Genomic DNA, 13,913 nt, shown 5'->3' on the forward strand with positions numbered 1-13,913 from the left:
TGCTCAATGATTAAATGAAAGAGTTCAGTAGCAACACGCCCATCAACCCTAAAATTGAAATCAGCGTTTCCATTACTGTCCAGGATAAAAATGTTTGTTTCAGTGACAACTGAAAAAACTCTTTGTACATCCAGAAACCTGAATCATTGATGTGTGAACCAAACACACTGCCACTTCCTACAGCCAGCACCATCAATTCAGGCGAAGCAACACCAGTTGTTACTAGCGGGGCAACAATACCTGCAGCGGTTATACCTGCAACTGTTGCAGAGCCAATAGTTACACGAAGTAATGCAGTGATGACCCATGCAAAGATCAATGGCGGCATTTGCCATTTGCTGCTGAACGATGCAATGTAATCACCGGTGCCACTATCCTGCAACACTTGTTTGAATACACCGCCCGCAGTAATAATGAGCAAAATCATGGCAATACCTGAAATACCATCATTCAACCACTTCATCGTTTTTTCCATTGGAATATTCTTGCGTATGCCAAAGACATACAATGCTAAAAGCACAGCAATAAATAATGCGATAGTGGAGTCGCCAATAAATAAGAACGTAGCCTTTAAAAATCCTTCAGGTAAAAAATTTTGCGCAACTACTGCTAAGGAGATTAATAACACCGGCAGCAACGCAATTAAAAAACTCGGCAATGCAGCAGGTAATTCCTTCAGTTCTGAATCGGTAGTAGAAAAAGAGTTGGTTTTAGAAGATGTAATTCCCTTCACCAGTTTGCCTAAAAACGGTCCGGCAATAATTACCGCAGGTATAGCGATTACAATTCCATACATCAATACTTTTCCCATATCAGCTTTGAATGCATTTACTAAAACAACCGGCCCGGGATGTGGCGGTAAAAAACAATGCGTAGTACTCAATGCAGCAGCCATTGGAATGGCGATATACAATAATGGTAATCCCGTTTTCCTTGCCAGCATAAATACCAACGGAACCAGAATGACAAAACCTGCATTGTAGTAAAGTGGAATGCCAATTAAAAAACCAGTAAGCAAAACAGCCCACTGAATATTTTTTTCTCCGAATTTTTTGATGAGGGTGACAGCAATTTTTTCTGCTGCACCACAAGCTTCTAAAATTTTACCAAGTACTGCGCCGAGGCAAAGGATGAGGGCCAGCCCACCTAACGTACTACCTACACCTTTCTCAATTGATTTTACTAATTGTGCGGGAGGCATGCCTAATAGCAATCCTGCTGTTATTGCAACAATCAGCAACGATAAAAAAGGATTTATTTTTTTTACCGTAAGAAATACCTGTAAAATGATGGCGAATAATATAATGAGTAACTGCATGCAAACAAATCGTTGAGCTGCTGCGAATAATGCAACAGAATTTTTATTTAACTGGAACGGACATCACTGCTTCTAAAGCTGGTTTAGCTTTTCGCTCCCTGTCCCATAATAAAGGATAATTTGTTCTGCCTGGTATGGGATAATCGTTTTTCCAGTTCATACCATCATGCACACCCCAAAGTGTTACCCTTTCTATTTTATCTTTCCGGTTGTAAAAAATGCCAAACAATTCTTTATATCGCTTCGTCAATAAATTCTGCACACTGTCGGGCAATCCTTTTTGATAAGGATCTAAATATGCTTTGAATTCTTCTAACTGAAATTGTTTGTCGGCCATTCCTTGTCCAATGATCTGTCCTTCTTTTGTTAACGGAAGAACATCCACATCAAGTTCTGTGATCATCACTTTTACATTGCATGCGGCGTAGGCATCAATGGCCTGTTCAATGTATTTTGTTTTAGGATAATTCAAACCCCAATGGCCTTGGATACCCACACCATCAATACGAATGCCTTCCTTTTGCAACATCTTTACCAGGCGAACAATGCCATCACGTTTTGAAGGACGCCATGCATTAAAATCGTTGTAATACAATTCTGTGCTGGGTGCATATTGTGCTGCGAATTTAAACGCATACTTCACCAATGTATCACCATTTCCAAAAGCATTAACCCATGTTGTTGGCCGGTAGCTCCCATCTTCAGCAATCACTTCATTTACTACATCCCATGCATGTACTCGACCTGCATATCGTCCTGCAACGGTTTCGATATGACTTCTCAACCGTTCTATTTGTTCTTCTTTTGTATTTGGTTTTCCCTGCGCATTTGTGAAGAACCATGCAGGGCATTGATTATGCCATACCAATGTATGACCAACAATAAACATCTTATGTTTTTCACCAAAGGCCACAAAATCATCCGCAGGTTTGAAATTGAAAACACCTGGTTGCGGATTAATCAATGCAGCCTTCATTACGTTTTCAACCGTAATAGTATTGAAATGTTTTACCACAATGTCATGCGAAGCTTTGTCCGTACCTGAAGTAATTCCAGGGGTAACAGCAGTGCCAATCAGGAATGCATCTTTATAAACATCTTTAAATGTTTTATCGGCCACATGAATACGATTGACTTTTTTCATATAGGCGAAACTGATGAGTACAACAGGTAAGGCAAACAAAAAATATTTTAGATGTTTCAAATGAATTGTTTTAAATGATGCTAAACTATTTACTTTACCGTATTCACTAATTCACCAATACCTTCAATAGATATTTTTATTTCATCATTGCTTTGTAAAGTGAAATCACTGCCCGGCACAATGCCTGTACCCGTCATAATTAAACAGCCATGCGGAAAACTGCTTTCACGGTAAATAAATGAAACCAGTTCTTGCGGTGTACGTTTCATTTGGCTGATGGCAATGTTTCCTTCAAACACAACAGCGTTATTTCGTTTTATAGCCAGTTGAATAGTTGTATTCGGATCGAGTGGTTCGTTTGTAAGATAGACGCAAGGACCAACAGCTGCGCAACCATCATATGTTTTTGCTTGTGGCAGATATAATGGATTTTCTCCTTCAATACTGCGACTGCTCATATCGTTACCAACTGTATAGCCAATAATTTTTGCTGATGATGTTACTACCAGAGTAAGTTCAGGCTCTGGTACATCCCATGTACTGTCTTTGCGGATGCGCACAAAATCGTTAGTACCTACAACACGATGAAAAGAACTTTTGAAAAAACATTCAGGTCTTTCTGCTTCGTATACCTTGCTATAAAAATCAGCACCACCTGCTGCTTTACTTTCTTCCTGGCGGCCAACCATGCTGCGATAATACGTAACACCGCAAGCCCACAATTCCTGGTTGCTGCCCATGGGAGCTAATACTTCATTGATTAAAGTTTTATCTGCTGCAGTAAGTTGCGCAATAAGATTTTTTGTTTTCTCAAATACATTATCATCGTTTATAAATGTATCCCAGTGTTCACCTTCAGCTAAGAAAAATTGTTCTTCATGTTCTATAACTACACCAGCTTTCGTTTTAAATAATTTCATGTTATATGATTGTCGATTTATTTATTTGTAATATCACTCCATAGCCAGATCAATGATTCAGGCAATATACTGCCCCCGTGTTTGCCACTATGCGTGCCCGTTCCTTTTTCAAATTTCAACTCGTAGCCTTTGAACTGTAGTGCTGATTCCATTTCTAAATTAGCAAGCCACCAGTTGCCGTGCTCGTTGTTGAGATCATTTGTGCCATCCTGCATAAAAATTTTAATATCCTTCCTTTTATGTTTGCGAATGATAGAAGGGTAATTATTTCCGCCACGGATATTTGTATAGCTTCCAATTTGACTGAGCACTTTGCTGAAATACTCCGGATGTTCCCAAGCGGCTGTAAATGCACAGATAGCGCCGCTCGACAATCCACCAATACCATGCATGCTCGGATCATTGCTGATATTGTATTTCTTTTTTAATTCAGGAATAATTTCATCCATCAGCATAGTTGCATAGCGATCATCCAATACATCGTATTCATCGGCACGGTTGCTTGCTGCAAACCTGCTTTGCGGATAAGTTTTTGAATTATGACCAGGGTTCACAAACAAACAGACTGTAATAGGTAATTTCTTTTGCTGAATTAAATTATCATACACAACCGGCACACGAAAATCACCTGAATCATTCACATAGGCATGACCATCCTGGAAAACCATTAATGCTGCTGGCTTGCTTGCGTCATATTGTGCCGGTACATACACGTAGTACTCACGAAAATTGTTATTGTAGATCTTACTTTGCCATTCATGTTTTGTAACCATTCCTCTTGGTACGCCATCTTTGCGTTGTGAGTCCGGCCCCAGTTTATATAGGGAATCCTGTGCTGCACACGCAACTGTTACAATTAAGAAAACAAGGAATAGTATTTTCTTCATGAAGGCAGATAATTTAATCTCTCATTTTTACACGTAACACCTGCATATCGTTGGTGATATACATTGTTTTTTCATCGGCCGACAATGCGACATTCGAAGCATGTTCATCAACACGAATTTTGCCAAGCAGTTTCGCTTCGCTGTTGAAAATCCAGATACCGCCGGGGCCACTTGCAAATACAATTCTGTTGCTGCTGATCTTTAAACCATCGGGTAATCCTTTCAAGCCTTTGCGTTCATTGGCTGTGCTGTAAAAGATGCGTCCATTGGTAAGTGCATCACCGTTTACATCATAAATATACCAGTTGGGTTTGCGTGGATCGGAACAAGCGATGATCACTTGTTTTTCGTCTGGAAAAAATGCAATACCGTTGGGGCGGGGGATGCTATCTACTAACAATACAGCTTCTCCATTTGTCTTTACTTTATACACGCCGTTAAAAGCGATTTCTTTTTTTGGATCGTTGTCGCTTTGCGTTTCTAATCCATAAGGCGGATCAGTAAAAAATAATTCGCCTGCTTTGTTATACGCTGCATCGTTAGGACTGCTGAAACGTTTGCCCTTGTATTGTGCGGCAATAGAGATATAGTTAGGCGATGGTTTATCTAATGCTGCATTCATTCGTGCCATTTGCCTGTTGCCACATTGGCACAATACAAGGTTGCCATCTTTATCAAGCAACAATCCATTCGAACCTTTTTCACCACCTCTGGGTTCTGTGCCCGTATAACCGGATGGAGTTAAATAAACTTCTTTTCCTTTTGCTTCTGTCCATTTAAAGATGGTATCTCCTGGTACATCGGAGAACAAAAGCATTTTATGTTTTTCTATCCATACAGGTCCTTCACACCATTCAAAACCTTCTGCAATAATTTCAATGGCAGCATCTTTTTTGATGATTGCATCTAAAGCAGGATCAATTCGTTCAACGCTGCCTGTTGTTTTGTACGTGGTTTGTTGTTGTGATTGCACGTTGTTACAGGAAAAGAGGCTTGCGATAAGCAAGGTCTGTATAAATTGTTTCATCATTTATTTTTCAAAATCCGTTTAAATCTTTTGCATCAGCGTCATAAGCGTTTCTATCTAATGCGAATCTCTCGTCACTTCACTTCCGGAACTTCCTTGTAAGAAGTCAAGATCAGCCCCTTTATCGGCACCCATCACATGTTTAATATACATACTTACGTAACCACGTGTGGCAGCCGGTTTTGGCGAAAGCCATTCTTCTTTACGCTTTGCCAACTCTTCATCGCTTACATGCAAATGCAACAAACGTTTTTCTACATTCAATTCAATCATGTCGCCATTTCGCACCAATGCTAATGTACCACCAATGGCACTTTCTGGCGATACATGCAATACAGCTGTACCATAAGCAGTACCGCTCATCCGTCCATCGCTGATGCGTACCATATCTTTAATTCCTTTTTCTAATATTTTTTTCGGTAACGCCATATTACCAACCTCAGGCATACCGGGGTAACCAACAGGCCCAACATATTTCAACACCATCACGCAGGTTTCATCAATATCCAATGCAGGATCATCAATGCGTGCATTATAATCTTCAATGCTTTCAAAGACCACGGCACGACCTGTATGTTTCATGAGTGCAGGTGTTGCAGCCGATGGTTTAATAACCGCACCATTGGTTGCTAAATTTCCTTTTACTACCACACAGCCTGCTTCCGGAATAAATGGTTTTTCGTAGGCAGCAATTACATCTTCATTATAATTGTCGGTAGTTCCAACGATATTTTCGTGATGATTTTTTCCTGTTACAGTAATTACATTTTTATGCAGGTGCTCTTTCATTTCATTCAATATGACGGGCAAGCCTCCTGCATAATAAAAATCTTCCATCAAATATTTTCCTGATGGCATAAGGTTGAGTAGGAGAGGAATCTTACTGCCGAGTGAATCGAAATCATCAAGATCCAGATCAACACCAATTCTTCCTGCAATGGCTGTTAGGTGAATGATGAAGTTTGATGAACCACCAACAGCTGCATTTACTTTAATAGCATTTTCAAATGCTTCACGTGTAAGAATTTTATCGATGGTTAAATTTTCTTTCACCATTTCAACAATGCGTCGTCCGCTGAGTTGTGCCATAACTTTCTTGCGACTATCAGCAGCAGGTATTGCTGCAGCACCACTCAATGTTAAGCCTAATGATTCAACCATTACCGCCATTGTGCTTGCCGTGCCCATCGTCATACAATGACCGATACTTCTGCTCATGCAACTTTCTGCATACTCACAGTCTTCCTGTGTCATTTTCCCTGTCTTCATGTCTTCATCAAACTTCCATACATGCGTACCACTACCAATTGTTTGACCTTTATATCGTCCGTTCAACATGGGTCCACCAGGAACAACAATTGTGGGAAGACCAACACTCGCTGCACCCATTACCGTTGATGGTGTTGTTTTATCGCAACCAGTTAATAATACCACGCCATCTATCGGATTACCACGAATACTTTCTTCGGCATCCATGCTTGCAAGGTTGCGAAATAACATCGCTGTTGGTTTCAGCAATGTTTCGCCCAAACTCATAATAGGAAATTCCACAGGGAAACCACCCGCTTCCAATACACCACGTTTAACTGCTTCTGCATGATCACGGAAATGTGCATTGCATGGAGTGAGTTCACTAAATGTATTGCAAATACCGATTACCGGACGACCATCAAACATATCTGTTGGCATGCCCTGGTTCTTCATCCAGCTACGATAGATAATTCCATCTTTATTTTTCTTACCAAACCAATCGTGGCTTCTTAAATGTGTACTCATCTTTTTCTGTTTATAAATTTCATGGGTAGCCTTGTTGGCTAATTTAAATCTTTATTTGTCCTCTCGCCATTAATTAAGCGCCAAATACTCAACGTATTTTTATTTTTTAATTCTGCCGGCAATAAAGCATCTGGCATATTTTGATAACAAACCGGTCTTGTAAAACGATTGATGGCTGCGGTTCCAACTGACGTAGACTTACTATCGGTAGTTGCGGGAAATGGCCCACCGTGAACCATAGCACTGCATACCTCAACTCCCGTAGGAAATCCATTAATGACAACCCGTCCAACTTTTTGCTCGAGTATATCGATGAGCTCTTTGTATTCTGTTAACTCAGCTTCTGTTCCGTGCACTGTTGCAGTAAGATGACCTGAGAGTTTTTTTGCAATGTTGATCATTTCTTCTTTGCCGGTGGTAGTAACCGCAATACTTGCAGGTCCGAATATTTCTTCACTTAACTCAGCGCTTTTATCAAACGCTTCGCTGCTTGTTGCAAACAGAACAGGCGTAGCAAAATTGTTGACATCAGCTTTTGAAGGAATACCCGTTGCTAACTGTGTTACGCCTTGCACATGCAAATGTTGTTCTACAGCTTTTGTGTAAGAATGATAAATAGCAGTAGCCAGCATTACGCCGCCATTTGTTTTTTCAAATTCCTGTTTTAATAAGTTTTTAAATTCAACTTCATTGTCTTTATAAAACAACATACCGGGATTGGTGCAAAATTGACCGACACCTAGTGTTACCGATCCTGCATAAGCTGTAGCAATGCCGGCAGCATTTTCTTTCATGATTTTAGGTAAAATAAAAACGGGATTACTGCTGCCCATCTCTGCATAAACAGGTATTGGTTCGGGCCGGCTCACTGCTGCATCATACAATGCTTTTCCACCTTTATACGAACCGGTGAAGCCAACTGCTTTTATGTTCGGATGTTTTACTAATTGCATCCCTGTTGTTGGGCCATCACCAAACAGCAGTGAAAAAACTCCATCAGGCATATTTGTTCTGCTGGCAGCAGTTTGAATTGCTTTACCAATAATGGATGAAGTTGCAGGATGTGCACTATGAGCTTTTACAATAACCGGGCAACCTGCTGCTAATGCAGAAGCCGTATCACCACCGGCAACAGAAAATGCAAGCGGAAAGTTGCTTGCACCAAATACAACTACTGGTCCTATAGCGATATGAATAAAACGGATGTCGGGTTTTGGTATGGGAACACGATCGGGGATGGCTGTTTCAATTCTTGCATCAACCCATGATCCTTCACGCAACAACGCCGCAAACATTTTTAATTGATTCACTGTTCTTCCTCTTTCACCTTCAATGCGTGCTGCGGGTAAACCAGTTTCGCTGACACAAACTGTTATCAATTGATCACCCGTGTTCAGGATCTCTTCAGCAATTGCTTCTAAAAAAACTGCTTTTTCTACACCGGTTTTTTTATAGTAAAGTTGAAAAGCACTTGCTGCTTTTTCTGCAGCCAGATCAACTTCAGCAGCTGTTGCTTTAGAAAAAGTGAATTCATTATTTGCAGCCGTTGCAGGATTGTATGAAAAGAATGTTTCATTTCCCTGTTCAGATAACTGATACCCGATGATCTGTTTCTCTTTTATCATATTAAAAATTTCATTCCTTATAATTATACAGTATGGAAAAGACCCTTTGTAGATACAAAAGGTCTGTCTTTAACGATAGATTGCTATGCAAGTTTGAGATTACTTTATGTAGATGCAACAAACTATTCCACTCTTTAATTTTATCCTTTCTTCAATTCGTTTAAAAGATCTTACAGCTTATCCCAAAATACCCTCGACGATAATTTGTCGCCACCAATGGCAGTAGCAGCAGCGTTATAGTTTGCTGTATTTGAAGATGCTTCCAGGTCAGGGTAAGAAAGTCGTCTGGCAAAACCTACACTGCCAAGTGCACCAGCAACAGGATTGGGCGTTAATGCAGGGAAGCCGCTTCTTCTGAAGTTGGCAAACGCTTCTGTGCCATTCCTGATATTAACGATCCAGTACTGTGTGTTGATGAGCTTCAGTGCATCAGCAGGAGCATATACCACGTTCGGATCATTCGTGTAAGCAGTAATATCTGCTCCTGAAATAGGCGTGGTGCCGGTGTAAAGAGCGTACGATGCCATATCAGCCGCAATTGCATTGTCATAATAAATTTTGGCTTGTGCATCAGCACCAGGTATCCAACCTCTCTTTGCTGCTTCGGCAAGTAATAAAGATGTTTGCGCATATGTTACCCAAAACTCAGGTACACCAGGAGCAGCAACAATATTTACATTAAACTGTGAGTAGTTAAGTCCCGATCCTCTGCCACCTCTGTAAGGACTTCCGGCAGCCAATATCTGATCACTTGTAACGCCGATAGGTGCACCATATTGATTTGCCAGTACCATATCAGGACTAAGATTGTTCGCAATTGCTCCCGGGTCGGGATATTGTGCAATCAGGAATTTACCACGTGGATCGTTGGTTAACTTTAATTGGTTTACAAAAGGCTCTGCAGCATAATTAAACTGAGAGAAGTTGCGTAATACTGCATTGTCGGCTTGTGAAAAGGCTGTTCCATCATTTTTTACAAATGCATTGTCTGCATTCGATGTCATCACTCCACCAGCAAACGCTTCTGCAACGATGGTTGCAGCTTTTGCAGGATCAAGTTTAGAGTAACGCATGCCTAAACGTAACAACAATGAATTGCCTAATTTTTTCCATTTAGTTACCTGATCTGTTACATTAGAAGTTTTAGTTGAAGGCTGTGCATTTGCGCCATAAAAAAGATCAGCAGAAATATATTCACCTGTTGTGCTTAATGCTGCAACCGATTCTTTTATTTCCTTGTACAAGTCTTCATAAATAGCAGCATCATCATCATACTTAGGGAAGAATTTTGCATCAATCACTGCTTTGCCGGCTTCTGAATAAGGAACGTCTCCATAGTTATCAACCAAACCCATAAATACCTGCGCTTTCCAGATGCGGATCATGCTTTTTAAGTTGATACGGGTGGTATTGGCTCCCAAAAGCTCTAACGCTTGTGTAAGGTTTTTTACGGGAGGCGCATTGCCGTTAGAACCGCCGGAATAAGATTGATCCCATTTTGGATTGCTGTTTCCATCAATATCAGAATTGAAACTGAAACCCTGGTTTGCCCCGGTGTTGTAAGGAACTACAAACTGTTGAACAATGATGTGCTCTGCATTCCATGTGCCGATATGAGTACGTTGAGCGCCTGCAAGTAATAGCGCAGGATCAATGTTCGTTACAGCATAAGGGTTGGTGTTTATTTTTTCAAAATCCTTATCACAGGCCGTTAGCAAACAGCCACTGCAAATAATAAGAATGAGTTGTTTAAATATCTTCAGCATATCGTTAGAATTTAACATTTAAAGTAAGATTGTAATTGCGTGTTGTAGGTAATGATGAATTCTCATAACCCGCCCTGATATCTCCAGATGACTGGATCGCTTCGGGATCAAGACCTGGAAGATCTTTGTACAGTATTGCAACGTTGCGGCATGAAGCAGACAGAGATAATCCTTTTACAAATTTCAACACTGCTACTTTACCAATAAGACTTGTGAAATTATATGCTAAAGAGATGTTCCTGAGTTTTACAAAATCAGATTTGAATGTAAACGGATCACCAATCTGATCGTTTCTGTAACCAGTCCATAAATTTTGCAAGCCATTACCTGCAACTGTAACTACAACGGTGTTAGGTTGGCCTGAAGTTGCATTAACACCAGGGAATACATATCCGCCTTCACGACCTGTTAAAGACAATTTGCTATGTCCTTGTCTTGTCATGTTCAACAATGTTGATGATAACACAGTGCCGCCGAATTTGTAATCGAAATGCACGCCAAGGCTCAGGTTTTTATAACTGAATGTATTATTCCAGCCACCAGTGAATTTTGGAATGGCACTTCCTACCGGGTTAAAACCACCTGTAATACCTTTTGGATTTGTGTTTGATGCTAAAGGGAAACCGTTATTACCAACAAGAATATCGCCATTGGCATTTCTCCTGTATGTTCTTGTATACAATTGGTTCATGCCTAAGCCTTCAGTATATCTTATCTCTCCAAGAAACTCATTTCCTGTTCCATTAAAATAAAGCAGGAGAATTGTGCCGCTTGGGTTGCCCACATTCAGTACTTTGGTTTTAAGAAATGAATTATTCCATGATGTTGTCCAGTTGAAATTTTTGCTTTGTACAGCTTTGTATTCAATCAATGTTTCAAGGCCGCTGTTTTTTAATGACGCTGCATTTTGTTTTGAAGTATTATAGCCCGATGCAGTAGAAAGATTAACATCAATGATTTGTTCGGTAGTTACTTTATCAAATGCTGCAACATCTAAGTTCAACCTGTTTTGAAATAATCTTAATTCAAGGCCTATTTCTTTTTCTGTTACAGTGAAGGGCTGCAATAATGGATTTGGAGCGCCGGTTCCGTTAATGCTTGCGGTAGTTTGTCCATTGAACAGGTTTGCACCAAGTCCGTAAGTGAGCACACCATCATAAGGATTTACTGAAGCTACACTACCCACCTGCGCCCACGAAGCTCTTAGTTTACCAAATGATAACCAGTTCACATTCTTTAACAGTTGAGAGAAAACAAAACTTCCTGACACAGATGAATAGAACTTACTGTTGTTCTCAGGGTTCAGGATCGAAAACCAATCGTTTCTTGCTGTACCATTGATATATAACAAACCGTTGTATCCTAACTCGAGTACACCGTAAAGGGAATTGACACGTTGCTGGCTGTAGTTAAAACCATCACCCGCACCTTTCACTGTACCATTCCTGTATGAATAAAGATCAGGAACAGTAAAATTAGTAGCACTCTGCACCATATTCTTCCACTCAGAACGTAATGTATTACCGCCAAAGCTTGCATCAACTGAAAACTTTCCAATTTGGTTGCTTGTACCAATCAGGAAATCGGCATTGATATTTGTTGTAGTTGTTTGGCTGAGATTATACGCACCTCTATATGTAACAGTAGGAGTAGTAGTGGCGATAGTTGTGTTAGCACCTTGACCATTCAATGTGTATGATTCCATGAAGTTATCACCACGATCGTAGTTAAATCTTCCCTGCGCATACAACCAATCAGTTATTTCATAACGTAACGTAGTTGTTCCGAGAAGACGGTTCCTGTCTTCCTTATATTTTTGCCCGTATTGCAAAGCGAAGTAAGGATTGTTTACTGTTCCCTGGAATCCGCTTGTTCTCCATTCTGCATTGGTAGCAGGATCTTTTGCATTATCACGATAGGCTTCAATAGGAACTGAAATGGGCATCCTGTTAAAGAAATTGACAGCACCATCACCCTGTGTACCTATTTGAGGAGGGTTAATATAATCTTCATCAGCATAGTTAACGTTTACCTGTAACCGAAGTTTTTTTGCAATGGTTTGATTAACGCCTATGTTAAAAATCCTTCTTTTATATTCATTACCCGGAACAATACCTTTTGCACCTGTTGTAGAGAGCGATGTTCTGAAACTTCCATTAGGTCCGCCACCCGATAAGCCAAGTGTATTGGTAAGATTTGTTCCTGTTCTTAGATAATCAAACAACTGGAAAGGATGAGCAGAATAGGGGCGCATTTTGCCATCAAAATTGATAGTTGGCTGTCCATCTAACTTAGCACCCCACCCCCACTGACCATTACCTTGAATTTGTGCAGCGGTGGTAAACTTAGCACCACCTTGTCCCTGGCCATATTGAGTCTGTACGATCTCATCCATGAAATTCAAAGCCTGGGAACTGGTATAACTTGACGTAAAATCAACACCAATACCTTGATTTTTTGAACCGGACTTTGTTGTGATTATAATGGCACCAGCAGCGGCTCTTGAACCATAAATTGCCGCAGCCGCAGCGCCTTTTAACACGGTCATGCTTTCAATATCATCAGGGTTGATGTTCGCTAAATTATCACCACGGTCACGTGATGGATTGTTTCCTTCGTTGTTCCTTGCTTCCTGGTCTAAAGGAAGACCGTTTACAACTAAAAGAGGTGCGTTGTTGGCTCCTGCAAACCCAACCTGTCCACGCAAACGGATTTGGTTACTGGCGCCTGCACCAGCAGCAGGAGGAGTAATATTTAACCCTGCAACTTTACCCACGAGTGATTCGCCAAGATTGGTCGTGCGTTGCCTAACCATTTCATCTGTATTGACAGATGTTGTGGAATAGCCCAGTTTTTTTGCAGCTCTTCTTTCGCCCAATGCGATCACTACTACTTCTTCCATATTTGTTTCGCTCTTGGCCAGCGTAACAGAAACAGTAGATCTTCCCTCTACAGGAACTTCCAGTTTTGAAAATCCAATAGAACTGAATACCAGCACATCTGTTCCTGCAGCAGCAATACTAAAATTGCCTGAAGCATTTGTAACAGTTGCTTTGTTTGTACCTTTTACTGCCACCGTTGCTCCGTTAACGGGTTTATTTTCCTCGTCGAGCACAGTACCTGTAACTGTTTGCGCATTTGCAGCCGTAAAAAGAGTCAGTAAGAAGAATGAAAACAGTAGTCTGATCAACCCCGTCTTAAATACGGGTTGGAGATTTTCCTTCATAATGCAATCGTTTTGGTTAAGTGATGAGTAACCTGGTAAATTAAAATAACTTACAGGGTCGTATAATCGTACGCTAAAGTATTTACAGTGTCAGGCAAAAACTTCCATTAAAAAACTTCGTTGATTTTTATAAATGCAGCTGAGATAAATTCATTTTCTTTATAACACACTGCCGTAGCAGGTACGATTGCATTGAAAAGATTGTACAGCTTTGTTCAGTATTA

At 40.5% G+C, this 13,913-nt stretch carries 9 protein-coding genes; all 9 read right to left on the reverse strand.

Features of this window, described 5'->3' with window-relative positions:
• Nucleotides 1-10 precede the first annotated feature (10 nt).
• The 9 genes from ACO1QW_RS05075 to ACO1QW_RS05115 all read right to left on the reverse strand — a co-directional run bounded on the left by ACO1QW_RS05075 (nucleotide 11) and on the right by ACO1QW_RS05115 (nucleotide 13,689).
• Nucleotides 11-1,318: a gluconate:H+ symporter gene (locus ACO1QW_RS05075; protein ID WP_486256306.1), complete on the reverse strand. Its 1,308-nt coding sequence runs from the start codon at nucleotides 1,316-1,318 to the stop codon at nucleotides 11-13.
• Between the two features lie 43 nt (nucleotides 1,319-1,361).
• Nucleotides 1,362-2,522 (reverse strand): endo-1,4-beta-xylanase, encoded by a 1,161-nt coding sequence (locus ACO1QW_RS05080; protein ID WP_486256308.1) that lies wholly within the window; start codon nucleotides 2,520-2,522, stop codon nucleotides 1,362-1,364.
• Between the two features lie 29 nt (nucleotides 2,523-2,551).
• The gene (locus ACO1QW_RS05085; protein ID WP_486256310.1) at nucleotides 2,552-3,382 is read right to left on the reverse strand and encodes a fumarylacetoacetate hydrolase family protein; all 831 of its coding nucleotides are present in this window, start codon (nucleotides 3,380-3,382) and stop codon (nucleotides 2,552-2,554) included.
• A 17-nt stretch (nucleotides 3,383-3,399) separates the two neighbouring features.
• Nucleotides 3,400-4,269, reverse strand: coding sequence for an alpha/beta hydrolase (locus ACO1QW_RS05090; protein ID WP_486256312.1), 870 nt, complete (start codon nucleotides 4,267-4,269; stop codon nucleotides 3,400-3,402).
• Nucleotides 4,270-4,282: 13 nt separating this feature from the next.
• Complete coding sequence (locus ACO1QW_RS05095; RefSeq protein ID WP_486256314.1) at nucleotides 4,283-5,296, reverse strand: SMP-30/gluconolactonase/LRE family protein; 1,014 nt, start codon at nucleotides 5,294-5,296, stop codon at nucleotides 4,283-4,285.
• 57 nt (nucleotides 5,297-5,353) lie between these two features.
• A complete protein-coding gene (locus ACO1QW_RS05100) occupies nucleotides 5,354-7,072 on the reverse strand; it encodes an IlvD/Edd family dehydratase (RefSeq protein ID WP_486256316.1) in 1,719 nt (572 codons plus the stop codon).
• 38 nt (nucleotides 7,073-7,110) lie between these two features.
• The gene (locus ACO1QW_RS05105) at nucleotides 7,111-8,697 is read right to left on the reverse strand and encodes an aldehyde dehydrogenase (NADP(+)) (protein WP_486256318.1); all 1,587 of its coding nucleotides are present in this window, start codon (nucleotides 8,695-8,697) and stop codon (nucleotides 7,111-7,113) included.
• A gap of 170 nt (nucleotides 8,698-8,867) precedes the next feature.
• Entirely contained in the window at nucleotides 8,868-10,463 is a 1,596-nt protein-coding gene (locus ACO1QW_RS05110) for a SusD/RagB family nutrient-binding outer membrane lipoprotein (RefSeq protein WP_486256320.1), read from the reverse strand.
• Nucleotides 10,464-10,467: 4 nt separating this feature from the next.
• Nucleotides 10,468-13,689: a SusC/RagA family TonB-linked outer membrane protein gene (locus ACO1QW_RS05115; RefSeq protein WP_486256322.1), complete on the reverse strand. Its 3,222-nt coding sequence runs from the start codon at nucleotides 13,687-13,689 to the stop codon at nucleotides 10,468-10,470.
• Nucleotides 13,690-13,913: the final 224 nt, after the last annotated feature.

The organism is Lacibacter sp. (assembly GCF_057361365.1).

What these genes read in the sequence shown, in the direction of transcription:
- ACO1QW_RS05100 (WP_486256316.1), bottom strand. Translation starts at nt 7,072, where the DNA reads ATGAGTACACATTTAAGAAGCCACGATTGGTTTGGTAAGAAAAATAAA.
- ACO1QW_RS05105 (WP_486256318.1), bottom strand. Translation starts at nt 8,697, where the DNA reads ATGATAAAAGAGAAACAGATCATCGGGTATCAGTTATCTGAACAGGGA.
- ACO1QW_RS05110 (WP_486256320.1), bottom strand. Translation starts at nt 10,463, where the DNA reads ATGCTGAAGATATTTAAACAACTCATTCTTATTATTTGCAGTGGCTGT.
- ACO1QW_RS05095 (WP_486256314.1), bottom strand. Translation starts at nt 5,296, where the DNA reads ATGAAACAATTTATACAGACCTTGCTTATCGCAAGCCTCTTTTCCTGT.
- ACO1QW_RS05085 (WP_486256310.1), bottom strand. Translation starts at nt 3,382, where the DNA reads ATGAAATTATTTAAAACGAAAGCTGGTGTAGTTATAGAACATGAAGAA.
- ACO1QW_RS05075 (WP_486256306.1), bottom strand. Translation starts at nt 1,318, where the DNA reads ATGCAGTTACTCATTATATTATTCGCCATCATTTTACAGGTATTTCTT.
- ACO1QW_RS05090 (WP_486256312.1), bottom strand. Translation starts at nt 4,269, where the DNA reads ATGAAGAAAATACTATTCCTTGTTTTCTTAATTGTAACAGTTGCGTGT.
- ACO1QW_RS05115 (WP_486256322.1), bottom strand. Translation starts at nt 13,689, where the DNA reads ATGAAGGAAAATCTCCAACCCGTATTTAAGACGGGGTTGATCAGACTA.